General features: G+C 53.4%; 13 protein-coding genes. 8 read left to right on the forward strand and 5 right to left on the reverse strand.

The genetic code is table 11. The features are described 5' to 3' along the window. Positions 1-84 precede the first annotated feature (84 nt). Positions 85-849, forward strand: a complete 765-nt coding sequence (locus DYU11_RS00400; RefSeq protein WP_119665676.1) for a biotin--[acetyl-CoA-carboxylase] ligase — start codon at positions 85-87, stop codon at positions 847-849. An 83-nt stretch (positions 850-932) separates the two neighbouring features. Here the strand turns inward: DYU11_RS00400 and pafA are convergent, their stop codons facing one another. Further along, complete coding sequence (pafA, locus tag DYU11_RS00405) at positions 933-2,546, reverse strand: alkaline phosphatase PafA (protein ID WP_229365645.1); 1,614 nt, start codon at positions 2,544-2,546, stop codon at positions 933-935. A gap of 292 nt (positions 2,547-2,838) precedes the next feature. On the opposite strand from pafA, the gene DYU11_RS00410 reads away from it, so the two are divergent. Next, positions 2,839-3,621, forward strand: a complete 783-nt coding sequence (locus DYU11_RS00410) for a sterol desaturase family protein (RefSeq protein ID WP_119666654.1) — start codon at positions 2,839-2,841, stop codon at positions 3,619-3,621. 87 nt (positions 3,622-3,708) lie between these two features. On the opposite strand, the gene DYU11_RS00415 is transcribed toward DYU11_RS00410, so the two are convergent. Beyond that, positions 3,709-4,683 carry a polyprenyl synthetase family protein gene (locus tag DYU11_RS00415; RefSeq protein WP_119665678.1) on the reverse strand — a complete coding sequence of 325 codons (975 nt, stop codon included), beginning with the start codon at positions 4,681-4,683 and terminating at the stop codon, positions 3,709-3,711. 272 nt (positions 4,684-4,955) lie between these two features. Here DYU11_RS00415 and DYU11_RS00420 point away from each other — a divergent pair, with 272 nt between their 5' ends. Further along, the gene (locus DYU11_RS00420) at positions 4,956-5,945 is read left to right on the forward strand and encodes a patatin-like phospholipase family protein (protein WP_119665679.1); all 990 of its coding nucleotides are present in this window, start codon (positions 4,956-4,958) and stop codon (positions 5,943-5,945) included. 380 nt (positions 5,946-6,325) lie between these two features. On the opposite strand, the gene DYU11_RS00425 is transcribed toward DYU11_RS00420, so the two are convergent. From DYU11_RS00425 to DYU11_RS00435, 3 genes are all read right to left on the reverse strand, one after another. Next, positions 6,326-7,153 carry a DUF4397 domain-containing protein gene (locus DYU11_RS00425; RefSeq protein WP_119665680.1) on the reverse strand — a complete coding sequence of 276 codons (828 nt, stop codon included), beginning with the start codon at positions 7,151-7,153 and terminating at the stop codon, positions 6,326-6,328. Between the two features lie 34 nt (positions 7,154-7,187). After that, a complete protein-coding gene (locus DYU11_RS00430; protein ID WP_229365646.1) occupies positions 7,188-10,550 on the reverse strand; it encodes a TonB-dependent receptor in 3,363 nt (1,120 codons plus the stop codon). A gap of 329 nt (positions 10,551-10,879) precedes the next feature. Continuing rightward, on the reverse strand, positions 10,880-14,233 hold the full coding sequence (locus DYU11_RS00435; protein ID WP_119665681.1) for a TonB-dependent receptor: 3,354 nt from the start codon (positions 14,231-14,233) through the stop codon (positions 10,880-10,882). Positions 14,234-14,550: 317 nt separating this feature from the next. Between DYU11_RS00435 and selD the strand changes: the two genes are divergently transcribed. From selD to pssA, 5 genes are all read left to right on the forward strand, one after another. Next, positions 14,551-15,603 carry a selenide, water dikinase SelD gene (gene selD / locus DYU11_RS00440; RefSeq protein WP_119665682.1) on the forward strand — a complete coding sequence of 351 codons (1,053 nt, stop codon included), beginning with the start codon at positions 14,551-14,553 and terminating at the stop codon, positions 15,601-15,603. Between the two features lie 92 nt (positions 15,604-15,695). After that, positions 15,696-16,463: an alpha/beta fold hydrolase gene (locus tag DYU11_RS00445; RefSeq protein WP_119665683.1), complete on the forward strand. Its 768-nt coding sequence runs from the start codon at positions 15,696-15,698 to the stop codon at positions 16,461-16,463. 84 nt (positions 16,464-16,547) lie between these two features. Then, the gene (locus DYU11_RS00450; RefSeq protein WP_119665684.1) at positions 16,548-17,249 is read left to right on the forward strand and encodes an SAM-dependent methyltransferase; all 702 of its coding nucleotides are present in this window, start codon (positions 16,548-16,550) and stop codon (positions 17,247-17,249) included. 2 nt (positions 17,250-17,251) lie between these two features. After that, on the forward strand, positions 17,252-17,890 hold the full coding sequence (locus DYU11_RS00455) for an MBL fold metallo-hydrolase (protein WP_119665685.1): 639 nt from the start codon (positions 17,252-17,254) through the stop codon (positions 17,888-17,890). Continuing rightward, a complete protein-coding gene (pssA, locus tag DYU11_RS00460) occupies positions 17,887-18,588 on the forward strand; it encodes a CDP-diacylglycerol--serine O-phosphatidyltransferase (protein ID WP_119665686.1) in 702 nt (233 codons plus the stop codon). The genes DYU11_RS00455 and pssA overlap by 4 nt, the downstream gene beginning before the upstream one ends. Positions 18,589-18,618 lie beyond the last annotated feature (30 nt).

Genomic DNA, 18,618 nt, shown 5'->3' on the forward strand with positions numbered 1-18,618 from the left:
ACCAGCGGGTACATTGCCATCCAGACATCTATGTGCTGTTTTTGCACCATTCATTAGCTTCCCTTCACTAAACTAAACAAAAATTTGTACAAAATCTATCCCAAATCCTTTTTTGTTGGACAAAATACCAAATATCTGCCAAGCTGTCAGTCAACCAACGACGAGGCAGCCCAACTCATTGCCCAACATGACCCTATCGAAGGGACTATTGTCATTACTGACCGACAAATAGCCGGTCGCGGGCAGCGGGGGAACCACTGGGAGGCTACGGCTGGTCAAAACCTGACATTTTCGCTGATTCTACGCCCAACCTTCCTGAACGCCAGCGAACAGTTCTGGCTAAACATGGCCGTTTCGCTCGGCATCTTCGATACACTTAGCCCCCTGATCGGCGACGAACTGCGTATTAAGTGGCCCAATGATATATACGTAGAAAAACAGAAGTTGGGTGGTATCCTGATCGAAAATATCTTACAAGGTTATAATCTGGCGTGGTCGGTGGTGGGTATTGGCTTAAATATCAACCAGACGGAGTTCATGTACGCCAACGCTACGTCGCTGCAACAACAGGCCCCTCTCCTGAGTGGTTATGACTTACCTGGTCTGCTGGCTCAACTAAGCGAAAAACTGGAGCAGCGCTACCTCCAGCTCCGGGCGGGCCAGCGCGGTACGCTGCGGGCGGCTTACCTGCAAACTCTGTTCCGGTATCAGGAAGAACACTGGTTCGCGGCCAATCAGATGCGTTTTCGGGGCGTTATCACCGGTATTGATGAAGCCGGACGACTGGCTATTGCGGTTGATGGCCAGATGCGCTATTTCGGCTTTAAGGAAGTGGAGTTTATTTTATAAATGAACGGGGGCGGCATGATGGCAGGTTCAGACCCTGACACTATTCCGCCCCTGTTCGTTCAGAATATGACGTTACTCCATTGCTACTTCAGGGCTTCTTCTACGGGATGACCAATGCTGCCGCTGGGTTCAAGAATGCCCAGTAAGGCCGCAAGCGTCGGGGCAATGTCGGCGATCTGCGTCCGGCGGACAGTCTGGCCCGGCCGAACCCCCCAGCCATACAGCAGGAAGGGTACGTGGGTATCATAGGCGTAGGTTGTGCCGTGCGTGGTTCCTTTCGTCCGGCCCTCAAACCAGCCCGACTGGAACATGACGTAGAAGTCGCCACTGCGTTTGGGGTGGTACACATTCCGCAGCATGTTCAGCTGGATTTCCGGAAACGCTTCGGCGCCCAGATTATTCAGATTCAGTACATTGATCACCCCTTTCTGATTGAGCAGCGTGCTTTTGATGAGCTCATATACTTCCTGAATGGCGATCTTCTTCTCGGCCAGCAACGCGTGGTTGAGATAGACCTGCTGGTTGAAGTAAGTCAGCATCCACTGCCCGGGACCGTAGGCTTTCGCCAGCGCAGCTTTTACGGCATCTCCTACCTCGCCGTAGCTTTTCACGTCGGCCGGAATCCGGTACGTCTTTGCGAACCCCGGTACGTCGGCGACGCCGTGATCGGCCGACAGGAAGGCCGTCCATTCACCTTTCCCGACCGTAGCATCCAGTTGGTTGAACAGATCGGCCAGCTGGCGGTCGAGCCGGATGTAGTTATCTTCCGTTTCGACGGCATGCGTGCCGAACGCGTGGCCGATGTAGTCGGGCGAAGAAAAGCTAACGCAAAGCAGGTCCGTTACGTTGTCCTGACCGAGTTGTTCACCTTTCAGCGCAGCCAGCGCAAACTCTTTGGTGATCTGATCGCCGTACGGGCTGGTCCGTAGAATTTCGTATTTGCTCCCACCCGACGTAGCAACAAATTCGTGCGGAAAAACGGCTTTGGACTCACCCGTCAGAGCGGCTTCAAATGCCTGATCGTCGGTCGTACTTTCGGTGTATTGATTCATGGCCAGCAGCGGTTCCCACTTCTGGCTCAGGAATTTATCGCCCAGTTTGCGGTTGTTGAACGCCTGCACCCAGTCCGGCAACTCGCTCTGGTAGAACGAACTGCTGATGAAGTTACCGTCTTTCGAGTCGAACCAGTAGGCTGCGTTGGCCGCATGGCCGGCAGGCAGGATAGCGCCCCGGTCTTTCAGTGCAATACCGATCACTTTAGCCTGGCCGTCGGTAGCCAGTTTCAACTGATCGCCGATGGTAGTTACCAGCAGGTTGCGGGGCGACATTTTTCCGGCCGTTCCGCTGTTGCCGACGGTACTAACGGTGGTATCTTCGGCGCAGTACACCATCCGCCCCAGCGTACGGTCGTAAAAGTCGTTGCCGACAATCCCGTTCAGCGCCGGGGCCGAACCTGTGTAGATAGCTGCATGACCCGGACCGGTATAGGTGGCAGCGTAATGGTAGTGATTATTACGGCAGTTGAACCCCTCATCCATCAGCCGCCGAAAACCGGCCGTTCCGTATTTAGTGTAGTATCGATATAAATAATCGTACCGCATCTGATCGACCACAATGCCTACGACAAGCTTAGGACGGTCGGGGAAACGGGTGGTGGGGGCTGCTTTTTTCGACTGGGCAAACGTAGTACAGGCCATGGCGAGGAAGGACAACCCACCGGCCAACCGAAGAAGTCTTGCTGACAACATGCGCTATTGAATATCAAAGAGTAATTTGTCCGCAAAGATACGTAAGGTTTCAGCGGAGACCGAACATCACTACGTTTGTTAACGTTCAGGCAACAAGCCCGTAGCTTCAGCTTCGTTGGGATGTCATACTCCGTTAGAAAAGTAAGTATATGGCGGGTATAACATTTTGCCGAAAAGCGCGCTTATACACAGGCCAGCCACTAGCTACCTCTACGTTATCCAGTAGTTATGTTGCATGTTTATGATTGATATTTCGGAACCGATTCGTTTCTGGCTAACAGCCCTGGGGTTCTTTATCGGCATATTTGGGCGCTACGTGCTGTTTTCGGTTACCTTCTGGTGGCTGTTTAACATCACCATGAAAGAGCAGTTTGCTCACCGTGAAGTACAGACCCGTCCCCGACGCCCCTATCAGCACCTTCGGGAAATTGGCTGGTCGGGGCTGACATCCCTGATTTTTACGGCCATGGCGATGGGTATGCTGCTTGCCTGGCAGGCGGGCTACACCCGCATCTACACTAACCTGTCGGATTACCCGTGGTATTGGTACCCGATCAGCATTCTGCTGGTGTTGTTTCTGCACGAAACGTACTACTATTGGCTGCACCGCTGGATGCACCGGCCCGGTGTGTACCGCTGGATTCATAAAACGCATCACGACAGCATCACGACGTCGGCCTGGACCTCGTTTTCGTTTCATCCTATTGAAAGTACGCTACAGGCCATTATCATTCCCGCCCTGATGTTTCTGCTTCCATTGCACATCACGGCCGCAGGTATTGTGCTGCTGATTATGACCATTTCGAGCGCCATTAACCACCTGAATACCGAAATTTACCCACGCGATTTCGACCGGCACTGGCTCGGCCGCTGGCTGATCGGTGCTACGCATCACGGCCTGCACCACTCACAGTTCCGCTACAACTACGGACTTTATTTCACATTCTGGGATAGGTGGATGAAAACGGAAAGCCCGGACTTTCACAAGCTGTTTTCGCAGAAGACAACCAGCCGGAAGAAGTAGTTTAGTGGGTTTGTGGTTTGTAGTTCGTAGTTTAACATTCCAATGACGAACTACAAACCACAAACTTACTAAACTATAAATCCACCCTTATTTACTCCGCTCGATCGTGTACTGAACCAACTGTTCCAGCGACCTGCGGTACGTTGACTCCGGAAAGGTTTCCAGCAGGCCGTGCGCTTCGGCTACGTACTGGTTCATGGCTTTAGTAGCGTATTCGATGCCTCCCGACAACTTAACGAAATCAATTACTTCGGCTACTTTGCGGGGGTTATCGCTTTCGTTCTTGACGATGTTGATCATCCGGCGTTTCTTCCAGTAATCGGCCTGACGCAGTGCGTAGATCAGGGGCAGCGTCATTTTTTTCTCCTTGATGTCAATACCCAGCGGCTTGCCGACTTCGGCCGTACCGTAGTCGAACAGGTCGTCTTTGATCTGAAACGCAATCCCTACTTTTTCGCCGAATAGCCGGGCCTTTTCGGTAACCTCCTTATCAACCAGGGCCGACCGGGCACCAACCGCGCAGCAAGCCGCAATCAGCGAAGCGGTTTTCTGCCGGATGATTTCGTAGTACACATCCTCGGTTATGTCGAGCCGACGGGCTTTTTCGATTTGGAGGAGTTCGCCTTCACTGATTTCCCGCACGGCCGTCGAAACAATCTGGAGCAGGTCAAAATCGTTATTATCGACCGATAGGAGCAGCCCCCGCGAAAGCAGGTAGTCGCCCACCAGCACGGCTACTTTGTTCTTCCAGAGCGCATTGATGGAGAAAAAACCGCGTCGGTAGTTCGAATCGTCGACTACGTCGTCGTGAACGAGTGTGGCGGTATGCAGTAGTTCAATGAGAGCCGCCCCACGGTAGGTCGATTCGGTGATCTGGCCACAGACGCCCGCCGTCAGAAAGACGAACATCGGGCGCAGCTGCTTGCCCTTCCGTTTCACGATGTAATTCATGATCTGGTCGAGCAGCATGACGTCGCTCTTCATCAAGTCCCGGAATTTCTGCTCGAACAACACCATTTCGGCAGCTATCGGGGCTTGTATATCGGCGACGGTTAACGACATTTTCTGGTTAGTAAGTGCATTCGTCAGTACAGAGAAAACCGCAGGGACTTCAGTAAGGTTCTGGCCTCAATCCGGGGGATGCCCCGCCGGTGCCGCCTTTCTGACTTGCGTTCGTACTGACCTAATTTCCGGCAAGTATAGTAAGGAATGAGCAGACCGAAAAAAGCCGCTTAGAAAAGGAATGACCATACCCTAAACCCTTAATCGGTTTCACTTTGTTTATCCAACAAAATGCTACAACTTACTGACTATATACCATCGTTCAATCATTAATGATTAACAATCCAACGCCCCCCGTTCCGCACCCATCCGTTGTTGCAGAACCTACTCAACCACCCACCAAAGCCCTTGTGCTCGGCGGTGGGTCGCTCAAAGGAGCGTTTCAGGCTGGTGCTACGCTCGCTTTGCTCGAAAGCGGGTTCGTTCCCGATCGTATTTATGGCATTTCGGTGGGTAGCCTCAACGCTACCTTTCTCGCTAATGAAGCGGCCCGTCAGTACGCTGAGTCGGGTCAGGTGGATTGGGTTCGGGCGGGTAAATACCTGATTGAATTCTGGATACGTAACATCACCCGTCCGCAGGATGTGGCCGTCATCCGGTCGCGGTTCCGTATGGGCTACAACACGCTGATGAGCCGCTTCGACGGCTTTCTGGATAATTCGCCGATCAAAACCCTCATTCGCAATCACGTTGACCTGGAAACCCTCAAAAATGGTCCGGTGGTACTCAAAGTGGGCGCGGTGGATATTGTTGAGGGCGACATGGTGTATGCCGAAGCCAGTGATCCTAATTTTCTGGATTATCTCTACGCGAGCAGCGCCCTGCCGTTTCTGATGCCGGCCGTACAGATTGGTGGCGATCATCGGAGGGCTTTCCTCGACGGCGGCCTGCGCGAAGTAGCGCCCCTGCGCGTTGCTATCGAAGACGGCGCTACCGAACTTGTTTGTGTGGCCTGCCACGCCCGAAAGATATACAACGAGAAGTTCAACTACCGAAATCTGCTGAACCTGGCCGACCGCATCAAAGATATTACGGTCAACCAGCTGGTTAACAACGACATCGCCTGGGCCGAACGCTTTGCTGAGCGCGAACAGCTCCACGGTCGGCCAATGCACCTGACGGTCGTTCGCCCGCACGAACCGCTGTATCTGAACCTGATGAAGTTTACATCGGACGATATTGGGAGGGTGATCGTAGCCGGCTATCAGGCCGCTACGGATGAGTTGAAGCGAAAAGGAGCCGAATCAATGGCGATCTCTTAATACGTGAAAGTTAGAAAAGGCTGCTTCAGTAAATTACCCCAAACCCCTGAAGGCGGTCGGCCGTTGCCGGCTTAGCGCTGCTATTTACCGTGAATTATAGCCAGGCATTTGAGCCATGGAAGGCGGATTTTGTCATCCCGACGCCAGGAGGGATCTTCGGTAGCTGGAGAGAATGTTAGCCTCATCCGAAGATCCCTCCTGGCGTCGGGATGACAAAAATAAACCAACTTGTTAGCTGTCCTTCAGTGGATCTAGCTGTCACTTATACATAACTCATGTCAGTTAAAGAGCCTGGCTCAGCAGCGCTGAGCCGACAACGGCCGACCGCCTTCAGGGGTTTGGGGTAATATGTAGTATCAAGGCAAAAGTATAACCCACTATCAGTTATGCAGAACCGTCCCGACGCTCAGGCTTCGATTCCGCAACAGGCCGGCCGCATAGATGGTGTAAATCTTCCCGCCGGCCAGCGTTACGTTCGCCGTTGTTGACGCAGGGGTCGTAGGGGCCGACGGAACCGAAGCCTGCGTATACACCTGAACGGTATACGTACCGGCCGGTATGTTTGTATATCGCAGATTGGTTGCAGATACGTTGCTGTACGCCCGATTTGGGAACGTTGCAGCGCCCTGGTTTGTGGTTGGGTTCAGTAAGCGTACCGAAACCGGCGATACATCTGGTGCAAAGTTAAACACCCGTACCCGGGCTGTATTGGCATCCGGGGCGGTCAGTGTATCCGTAACCACGACAAACTGTGGCCCTCCTAAGTTTGTCGCATTGGCGGTTGTCGGACGTGGGCGATTCAGCGTATCCGTCACGAACACGGTATAACTCGTATTCGCATTGGCGCTGAAATTGTTCTGATTGGTTGCCCCGGCCCGAAACACGATGTCGTTGCTGCCCAATACGCCCCCAAGCTGCCCTGAAGCGGCCCGGGCCCGGAGTTGAATTGATCCGGCCTGAGCAGGCGCATAAGCGCTCGCGCTTTGGCCAAATTGCAGCGCCTGCCCCACCTGATTGTTCTCGATGAAGAAGTTCAGCGCCGGTACGCCGGGAGCCGCATTTACGAAGAGGAAACGCGCCTGGTTGGTCGAAGGTCCCGTGGCCGGCTGCGGATCAGGATAATCCGTATCCTGACAGGCCGTAAACAGCGCCGTCGATAGAAAAGCGGCTGCGACTACGGCGCTCAGTTGATTCCATGTATATTTCATGCTGTATCGTATCGTTTGATTGCCCGTTGAACCATTAGAAAATATACCGTAAACCCAGTTGAAGCTGCCAGCGCGAATTCAAGGTGAGGTTGTTGGTGAACGAACTGGTCAGCGCCTGGCCCGGCGAAACTTCCGTAAATGTGTATATGGGCCGTCCGGTTGTAGCTGCCGTGTTGGTGTTCGGCGTTTCGTAGCCTATGAAGTTCAGCAGGTTGGTCCGCTGGGTCGACTGCGCCAGACCCAGGTTAGAGCTAACCAGGTTCAGCAGGTTAACCACCTCGGCCGAGAACTGAAGCGTATGCCGACGCTCACCGGCCCGGACGTAGAAATCCTGTAGCAAACGGAAGTTAACCAGATTCTGCCACGGCAGGAAAGCGCCGTTCCGCTCGGCATATTGTCCACGACGCTTGCTCAGGTACGGGTCCTGCTCGATATAGGCGTTCAACTGGTCCCAGATCTGCTGCGGAGTACGGGTATCCTGCGCGTTGGTCGTTACCAGCACAATCTCGTTCTGATTACGCGGTACGTAGATCAGGTCGTTGTTGCTGATACCGTCGTTGTTCGGGTTACCGCCGTACACGTACGAGAAGTTACCCGTCGACTGCCCAGTGTAGGTCAGCGCGATCGTCGTAGCCAGGTTATTCAGGTACTCAAACCGGTATTGCAGATAACCGACCACGCGATGCGGTACCAGGTTATTCGAGTACGACAGGTTCGGCTGGTTAGGGCTATTTACAACGGCCTGCCCCGTGTACAGGCTACCCGCCGTTGATGCCGACTGAGCGTTTACGTCTTTCGAGTCTGTGAAGGTATACGCCAGTGACGCTTCCAGACCGCGTGTCAGCCGTTTCTGAATCTGTGCGGTTAAACTGATTGAATACCCGCGCTGAATGTTATCCAATACCAGTGCCTGCACGATCCGGTCGTTGATACGACGGTCGAAGGGCGGATTCACATTGGCTACGCCCGCTGCATTTCCAAATACCGGGCGACCATCGCCGGCCAGCGTACCAACCGGATCAGCCAGATTGGCATCGCGGATATACACGGCGTTGATGTCCTTGGAATAAATCGCATCCAACGTCACAATCCAGTTCCCCGGTAACGTCTTGTCAAGACCAATGCTTGACCGCCACACCTGCGGAAATTTGAAGTTAGGCGTTGTGGCGTTGATTGTAAATGTCGATGCCAGTGGTTCACCCGGCTGTCCTGTCAGGCTTGTGGGTGCGTACGGCTCCGGTCGGAAGTTGAAACCGCGGGTGAATACATTCGCCTGCCCTTGGGCCAATTCCGTCCCAAAGAACACCCCGTTATTACTCACCTGATTAGACAGCCATACGAACGGCACCCGACCGGTAAAGACGCCCGTACCACCCCGTAATTGCAACGAGCGATCACCCAGCACATCCCAGTTAAAGCCAACACGTGGAGATAACAGGTAATTCGTTCTTGGCAACTGATTTACCTGAATTCGTTCGTTATTGGCAAACGTCAAAGTCTCAACAACCCTGTTTTGCAACAGATTGTCATCGTTATAGGTTGGAATATCCAGCCGGATTCCTCCCGTCAGGCGAAAATTTTTGGTGACGCTAAAGGCATCCTGAACATAGAATCCCAACTGGGCTGCGTTGAACTCGGCCACCGGAACCGGCGTCCCCGGAACGGCTGAATATTGCAGTGCATACTGCGTTGGGGCGTTCGCCTGCGTTGGATTCGTTGCGTTTGCGATGAAATCCTGAACACTGTTGAATTGGTACACCCCTCTGATCTGCGGAGTAAAGCCGTTGTAGAAGTGGTAAAATTCATTCGCCGTACCGACTGATACGGTGTGCTTACCCAGGAAAATGTCAAACTTGTCGTTTAACTGCACGACATCCTGATTCAGCACGTTGTTCGGCGTAAACGGTTCCGCACCGAACGTAGTCAGCGTGTTGCCGTTCGGGCCAACTATGTCCACCGTCGGGAAGTTGGGCGTTGGTACACCACCACCGCCTTCGCGGAAATCCCGGAAGGCCGAGTAGCCTAGTTGGAGGTTATTGGCGAATTTGTTGCCGAACGTTGAGTTCAACTCACCAATGATCGAGCGCAGGTTCTGGTTGATCCGGTACCACGAAAACGAATACGGCAGGGCGTTGACGTTGTTCTGCCGGCCACCCGGAGGAGCCGACGTAAACCCACCGGAGTTGCTGGGCGGTACGTCGCTGAACGAATCCAACTGGTTATACCGTACGGTCAGCTTATGCTTATCGCTGATGTTCCAGTCAATTTTGACGAGGAACTTCAGGCTCTGATTGAGCTGATCAAAGTTATCGAGCGAACCCGGATCGAACGTCCAGCTTTTGCCGTTGTTTGGCGTAATCAGGAATTCACGCAGTTGCCGTAACTGCTCGGCCTGTTGGGTCTGCTGCGTTGGGCGTCCCTGCGCGTCAGTACTGCCGATTGGAAACAGAACGGCAGGGTTGGCCTGGCGCTGCTGCTCAACGTTGGCAAAGAAAAACAGTTTGTTTTTGATGATCGGACCGCCCAGACGGGCTCCTACATTGTAGAAACTGAAGTTCCCCTGCGGTTGCTCCTGCCCTTCTACCCGACGTCCGACAAAGCTCTGGTTCCGGTAAAAACCGTAGGCCGACCCCTCGAACCGGTTTGTACCGCTCCGGGTCACGGCGTTTACACCGGCACCGGTGAAGGAACCCTGGCTCACATCGTAGGGCGAAATCGATACGTTCAACTGATCAATAGCGTCGATACTCACCGGAGTCGTACCCGACTGGCCACCGGGTAGCGCCGTCAGGCCAAACACGTTGTTGGCCGTTGAGCCGTCGATTGAGAAGTTATTGTACAGGTTTGAACGCCCACCAAACGAAAAGCCGGGACCCGCCTGAGGTGTCAGCGTACTCAAATCGGTGAAGTTCCGGTTAAGCGCCGGCAACCGTTCAAAGTTCTCGCGACGCAGGTTCGTTGATACGCCCGTCCGCTCGGAGTCGATGATCCCTCCTCGCTGCGACGTAATTACCACTTCCGACAGCTGCTGCCCTTCTTCAGCCAGCGTAAAGTTGGCCGATATGGGCGTATTCAATTCGACAAACGCAATTTCCCGTGTCTGCTCCTGATAACCGACATAAGTAACCGTAATCCGGTACGGACCCCCAACGCGAACCGCCGGTAAGTTATAGCGGCCCTGTGCGTTGGTTGTCGTGCCATACCGGGTTCCGGAGGGTACGAGAACGGCCACCACCGTAGCGCCGGGCAGTTCCTCCCCTTTCTGATCAGTTACTACCCCGTTGATTGATGAAGTTGTTACCCCTTGCGCTAATACCGCACTGCTTCCCAGCATGGCTGACAGTATACTGCCAAACAACATCAACGCTGTCCGAAAACGCAGTAATCTTTTGTACATAACCGATACTTTTAGTTGTTAAACTGGTTTGCAGAATCAATTTCAGGCTTGTGAAGATCCAGCTACAGCAAGTGTATATTTATTCCTATAGAACAACATCTTCAAAAACTCAAAACAGCTTCTAACTGCCTTAATACCATTTGGATATATATTGTTTAGAGGGATGTTCCCTATCTTACCGTGAGGATATTAAGAATTTGTTAATAGCAGGAAAGTCGGCGTCTGCTCAACGGTTATCAGCGTGTCTGGCCGGTCAACATCAGGTAGCATAAAAAAAGAACGCCCGGCTGACCTCAGCCGGGCGTTCTCAATAATCAGATTTATTGGTATTAGTTAAACGTGTACCGGATGCCAAGCTGCGCCTGGTAAACACTACCAATACCGGCACTGGTCGTAAACGTCTGCGATGGCAGCACCGGTCGTCCATCAGCACCGGTCTGAGAAACCAGTCGGAATTGTGGTACGCCCTGGGCCGTTACACCAGCGTAACTGATCGGCTGAGTCTGTCTAACTATCTTAAACACACCCCAGTTGTCGTTAAGCAGGTTACCTACGTTCTGGACGTCAACCCGGAACTGAATGGAGTTGCGCTTGCCGCCCACCCGCAAGTAGAACTCCTGCACAAGGCTCAGGTCGGCCTGGAAGATCCACGGCAGCAGACCACCATTCCGCTCAGCGTACTGACCACGGCGGCTGCTCAGGTACTCATCCTGATTGATGTACGCATCCCAGGCTGCCTGCTGCTGAGCCGCAGTGAACGTTACCGAGGTCGGACCCGAGCCGGCCGTCAACGGCAGGAATGTGATTTCGCTGGCATTATTCGGAACATAAATCAGGTCGTTGTTCGTCACACCGTCGCCGTTCATGTCGCCACCGTAGCTGTACGTGTAGCGGCCAATGTTACGAGCTTCCATGAACAGACCGATCTGGGTTGCTCCTCCAAAACGACCACCGTATTCTTTCCGGTACGACAACGAACCGATTGCCCGGTGGCGCTGATCGAAGTCAGAGAAAGCCAGATCCGGATAGTTATTACCACGTATCGAGCGGATACTTGTCCATGAACCCGACGCTACGCTACCCGGGTTAACAATATCCTTTGACTGGCCGTATGTATAAGCCACCATCGCGTTGAAACCGCGTCCGAACGGCCGCTCCAGTTTGGCCGTCAGTGAGTACGCATAGCCTTTGTTGGTGTTACCCAGAACGATGTTCTGCACAACCCGGTCGTTGATCCGGATGGCATTGTTCAGGTTAGCACCCGTCAGGCCAGAACCCGGAAAACGCGGACGCTGATCCGGACCAGTGAACGTACCAGTTGCCGGTTCGCGGTTTGCATCGATATAGTTCGCGTTGTTCAGCGTCTTGGTGAAGAGACCTTCCAGCGTACCGATAATACCGAACGGCAGGCGGGTATCTAGGGCTAAGTTAGACCGCCATACCTGCGGGAACCGGAAGTTCTGAGATGTTGCGGCAATGTCAAACGTAATGGCCGTATTGGAAATCGGGCTCGTTGGGTTAGCCGGGATGAAACGTGACGGATCGGCAACGAACGGATAGTTACGTGAGTTCGATACATCCAGCAGACCGGTCAGTACGCCATTGTTACCCACCTGGTTCGAGATCCACACGAACGGAGGACGACCCGTGAAGATACCCGTTCCACCACGTACCTGAATGGTCTTATCACCCTTCACGTCGAAGTTGAAGCCCAGACGAGGTGAGAAAAGCACCTTGGCATCCGGCAGTTTACCCGTCTGCACACGCAGCGGGCTACCATCCGGATTGCGGAACGTCAGCCCATCGATATACGAGTTTGTATACGCCGTATTCTCGAAGCTCGGCACGTCGCCACGCAGACCCAGGGTTATTTTCAGGCGATCGTTAGCCTGCCATTCGTCCTGCAGGTACGCACCGTAGTACCAGATTTTCAACTGCTGTACCGGCTCAGCACCACCTGGCAGCAGCGAGTAGCGCAGCTGGAAACGGTTGACCGTTACCGGCGACTGAGTCAGGGCCGGGTTATCCAGATACGCGTTGGCAGCCGAATAGAAATCGTTCAGCGAGTTGAAGATGTAAACGCCATTCGTACCTGAGTTGAACACGTTGTTGGTAACGATCCGCTCCAGGTTCACACCAGCCGTCAGCGTATGCTTACCGGCGAAGTACTGGAAGTTATCCTGTAACTGGAACGTGCTGTAGTTCAGCTTGTTGTTCGGCGTAAACGGATCAAAACCGAACGATAGGTAGTTCTGGTTGCCACTCAATACGTCGACCGTCGGGAAGATAGACCCCTTGTAACCCCGGTCTTCATTCTGATACGTGTAACCAACGATCAGGTTATTGGCAAACTTGTTTTTGAAGTTCGAGTTCAGCTGGGCAATGACCGACTGAATGTCTTCATTGATGATGTAGCCTGAGTTTTCGAAAGACATCGAGTTGATGTTCGTCCGACGGTTACCGAAGCCCAGTGAGTTACTGTTACTGATCAGTACATCAGCGTCTGAGTTCAGGTATGAGTACCGAACACTCAACTTGTGGTTATCATTGATGTTCCAGTCGATTTTGGCCAGGAGCTTATCAGCGATAGTCGCATTGTCGAAGTTTTCGTAAGGACCAGTTGTATAGTTGAAGCGTTGCTGCAGGAACTGGCTCACGTTGTCGAGATCAGATGCGAGCGTACGTGATATGTTACCGCTCTGCTGCGTGCCAGGCCGGGTAGCTACCCAGGTTGTGGCAGGCTCGGTACGACGGTCGAACTCACCGTTCACGAAGAAAAACAGTTTGTTCTTAACAATCGGACCACCCAACCGGAAACCTGACTGCGTCTGCTTAAACGACCCGATTACCACCGGTAAATCACTAGCTGTCTTACCGATCAGGCTGGGGCTCTTCTGGAAGTGGAAGGCAGAACCCGAGAATTCGTTGGTTCCCGAGCGGGTTACGGCGTTGATACCAGCACCGGCAAAGCTACCCTGACGAACGTCGTAGGGGGCCAAACTTACCTGAACTTCTTCAATGGCATCGATTGAGATCGGTGCTACGCCCGTACGCGTACCGGGCTGGTTACCCGTACCAAGGCCGAAGCTGCTGTTGAAAACAGAGCCATCTACGGTGATGTTGTTGAAGCGAGAATCCTGGCCACCAAAACTCGAGCCGTTACCCTGAGGAGTCAGACGTGTAAAGTCACTCAACTGACGCGTAACCGTCGGCAGTGTCTGCAACTGCTGCGTGCTGATGCTGGTAGCAGCACCCGTCCGGTCTGAACTGAAGATATCGCTCCGGCTGCCTGTTACCACAACTTCGTTCAACTGGCTGCTTTCGTCGGCCAGTTTAAAATCAACGTTAACAGCCGATCCAAGGTTGGCGTTGAACCCTTCTTTTACCTGCTCACGAAAGCCAACGAAGGTTACTGTAATCCGGTAAGGACCTCCAATCCGAACAGTCGGGAAATTGTACCGACCCTGTTCATTAGTTACGGATCCGTAACGAGTCCCTGACGGTAGGTGAACGGCGACGACTGTTGCGCCGGGCAAAGCGCTCCCCTTATCATCTGTAACGAATCCGTTGATGGTGGAAGTCGTTACCCCCTGACCTACAGCCACACTGTGACCCAGCACGGCTAAAAGCATACTGCAAAACAACACCAGGGCCGCTCGCAAATGCAGTAGATTTTTGTACATAGATTTGGTTGGTTTTATTAAATTTAGTTTGGAGAGTGTTTTTACTAGGTTACGGTCCAAAACGGCCGCAAAGATGATACATTTTTCTTGTCGCTGCAACGTACCCTCTCTTCAAAAAATACCATCATAAAGCCTACATCGGCTAAATATCCCAGAATAAGTAAATTTCAAAGGTTTTAGATGCTATTCCAGAATGTTAAGTTTTTGTTAAGTCATTCAAAGGCCGGTTCATCCTCCTCAGGTCCGGTCGAACCATTCGGACTGTTTGCGCGTAGTTAGAGAGTTTACGGGTGTTCCTTTGTTACTTTTACGCCATTATGATATCAACTGAGACAACGCCTGTCAGGCTCACACAATACAGTCATGGGGCCGGTTGCGGTTGTAAGATCTCCCCCAAGATTCTTGATCAGATCTTGCACTCGAATGCTACGGCTTTTCAGCCGCGCTACGAAAAACTGCTGGTCGGCAACGATTCCCGCGACGATGCGGCCGTGATGGACCTTGGCAACGGCAAAGCCATTATCAGTACCACCGATTTTTTCATGCCTATTGTAGACGATGCGTTCGATTTTGGCCGGATTGCGTCGGCCAATGCCATCAGCGACGTCTACGCGATGGGGGGCGAACCCATCATGGCCATCGCCATTCTGGGCTGGCCAATCGACAAACTGCCGCCCGACGTAGCGGGGCAGGTCCTGGAAGGCAGTCGGGCCATCTGCCTGGAAGCCGGCATTCCGCTGGCCGGTGGTCACAGTATCGACTCGCCGGAACCGATTTTTGGTCTGGCCGTAACGGGCAAAGTCCGGCTCGACCATCTCAAACAGAATAACACCGCCACCGAAGGCTGTCAGCTTTATCTGACCAAGCCGCTCGGTGTTGGTATCCTGACCACCGCGCAGAAAAAAGGGATTCTGAAGCCCGAACACGCTGATCTGGCCCCGGCGCAGATGGCCCGGCTCAACAGCTTCGGCGCGGTACTCGGTCGCCTGCCCTACGTCAGGGCCCTGACCGACGTAACGGGTTTTGGGCTGCTGGGCCACCTGACCGAAATGGCTGAGGGCAGCGGCCTTAGCGCCGTCATCGACTTTGACGCCGTTCCCAAACTGCCGGTCATAGAGGACTATCTGGCACAGAAAAGCTTCCCCGGCGGTACGGTCCGGAATTGGGACAGCTACGGGCATAAAATTGCCGAACTGACCGAAACCCAGCGGTACGTGCTCGCCGACCCGCAGACATCGGGTGGTCTGCTCATCGCTGTCGATCCAGCCAGTACGACCGAATTTGAGCGCGTCGCGGTCGAAAACGACTTATCCCTGCAACCCTTCGGCGAACTGGTCGCAAAACGCGACAGAGTAGTGTATGTAAATTGATAGTCAATACAGAGGGTGCGAAGGGGATGCTGCGAACGCAAAAAAACTCGGCGACCTTTGCGCATTCCCTGCGTCTTTGCGGTTAAACAAAAATGAAACTTTACCACCGTCTGGTCGGCGACACCGGCCCTGCTATTCTTATCCTTCACGGCGTTTTTGGTTCCTCAGACAACTGGCTGACCGTCAGCAAAACCATAGCGGCTCAGGGATACCGTGTTTTCATGCTCGATCAGCGTAACCACGGTCAGTCGCCCCATAGCGATGATTTCAGTTACCTGCACATGGCCGACGATCTGCGCGAATTCATTACGGATCATGCCATTGAGCAGCCCATTCTAATTGGCCATTCCATGGGGGGAAAAACGGTGATGCAGTACGCTATGCTGTATCCCGGTACGTTTCAGAAACTGGTTGTGGTCGATATTGCCCCTAAATTCTATCCGGTCCATCATGCCGAACTCGTCCGGGGCTTGAAAGCCATCGACTTGCTGGGTATCACCAGCCGAAACGATGCCGATGCCGTTCTGAGTCAGTACGAGCCCTCGCTGCCTGTTCGTCAGTTTTTGCTGAAAAACCTGTACCGCAATCAGCAGGGACAATTCGACTGGCGATTGAACCTGCCGGTTATCGAGCGTGAACTGCATGGCATCGGTGAAGAACTGACAAATCCTCAGATCGTTGAAGCGCCGACGCTGTTTATCCGTGGCCGGAAATCGCCGTACATCCTGGATGAGGACATTCCAACCATCCGGCGAATCTTCCCTAACGTTGTTGTGGAAACCATCGAAGACGCCGGACACTGGGTACAGGCCGAAAAGCCGGATGAATTTGTAGATGCACTGATGAAATTCATTTCTTAAACGCAGAGAAGCAGAGATAACGCAGAGCACACAGAGTTACTTTGCGCGCTCTGCGTTATCTCTGCTTCTCTGCGTTTACATCCTATGCCGACGCTCTATCTAATTCCTACTACCCTCGCCGACGACACGGCCGAACAGGTATTACCCGCCCAGGTCAGGGAGGTGATCAGCCAGACCGATGCCTACTTCGTCGAGAACCTCCGAACGGCCCGGCGCTTCATCAGCGGTCTGAAAACCGGCCGCGTAATTGACGAAACGCTCTTTTACGACCTGGATAAGGATACGCCGGAAGCCGAAACCCGGCAGCAGTTGCAGGAACTGGCCAAGCAGCAGCGTAACGCGGGCGTTTTGTCCGAAGCCGGTTGCCCGGGTGTGGCCGATCCGGGAGCCGTAGCGGTGGCTATTGCTCATAAACTGGGGTGGTCAGTGATGCCGCTCGTCGGGCCCTCGTCAATTCTGCTGGCCCTGATGGCGTCGGGGCTGAGTGGTCAGTCGTTCGTGTTTCATGGCTACCTGCCCATCGACCGGCACGACCGGTCGCGGGCGCTCAGGTTCCTCGACAAAGAAGCGCATCAGCGACGGCAAACCCAGATTTTCATGGAAACGCCCTACCGCAACAACGCCCTGTTTGCCGATATACTGGCCAATTGCCAGCCCGACACGCGCCTGTGCGTAGCCTGCAACCTGACGGCCCCCGACGCTTTTGTTCGAACGCTGACGATTCGTGACTGGAAAAGTCAGACGCCCGATCTACACAAAAAACCGACGGTGTTTCTACTTTTGTGACAATGATCCAGGTCTTCGAATTTTCTCCGTTCAGCGAAAACACCTACGTAGTAGCCGACGATACAACCGGTGAAGCCGTTGTGATCGATCCCGGCTGCTACGATCAGTCCGAAAAAGAAACGCTGAGCCGCTTCATCGACGAGCGAAAACTAACGGTCAAATACCTGCTGCTCACCCATGCGCACCTCGACCATGTGTTCGGCTGCGCCTACGTGAAGCGTAAGTACGGTGTCAAGCTTTACCTACACGAGCAGGATATGGTCATTTATAACGACGTACCGACGCGCTGCACGCTCTACGGTCTGCGGGGTTATGAACCGACCGACGTTGACGCGTTCATAAAGGCCGGCGATCAGTTTACGTTCGGGAACATAACCCTGGATGTAGTTTTTGTACCCGGCCACGCGCCCGGCCACGTTGCGTTTATCAACCACGCCGAGCGGTACGTGATTGGTGGCGACACTTTGTTTCAGGGCAGCGTCGGCCGAACGGATTTTCCTTATTCAAATCACACCGACCTGATGAACAGCATCCGGACCCAGTTGTATACCCTTCCCGACGATTACACGGTTTACCCCGGCCATATGGAACCAACTACCATCGGACGCGAGAAACAGACGAACCCGTTTGTGCGGGCATGAGATCACTGCTCAAACACCTGCCCAACGCCATGACCTGCGGCAACCTGCTCTGCGGTTGCATCGGTCTGGTTATGGCCATGCGTGGCTACCTCGACGTAGCAGCCTGGCTGATTCTGCTGGCCGGAGCGCTCGATTTCGGCGATGGGTTCGTAGCCCGTATGCTGAACGTATCGGGGCCGTTCGGCAAAGAACTCGACTCACTGGCCGACGTCGTTACGTTTGGTGTGCTGCCCGCTACAATCGTCTTTCAACTGATGTGGTTCGAAGGGCTGGGCAGCATCTCCTACCTGGCTTTTCTGATCGCTGTGCTGTCGGCGCTTCGGCTGGCTAACTTCAACATCGACACCCGTCAGTCCGACCAGTTTATTGGCGTTCCCACCCCGGCCAACTCGATCTTTATAGCCGCGTTTCCGCTGATGAGCCGCTACCAGCCGACCCTGGATGCCTACTGGAAAAACGACATTATCTTGGGCATGATCGTGGGATTTTCGTTTCTGCTCGTAGCCGAATTACCCCTGCTGGCCTTTAAATTCAAGTCGTTTGGCTGGCGCGACAATCAGGTAAAATACATTTTTTTGATTGTGTCAGTGCTGCTCCTGCTATTTTTGCAGTACGCAGCCATTCCGCTGATCGTAATATTGTACATCATATTTTCTGTCATATTTAATGAACGAAAGAGCGAACGAGTGCGAGAATGATGGTAACGGTTACTATTCGCTCTTTCACCC

Origin of the sequence: Fibrisoma montanum (assembly GCF_003583365.1) — a bacterium.
GTDB classification, from domain to species: Bacteria; Bacteroidota; Bacteroidia; order Cytophagales; family Spirosomataceae; genus Fibrisoma; species Fibrisoma montanum.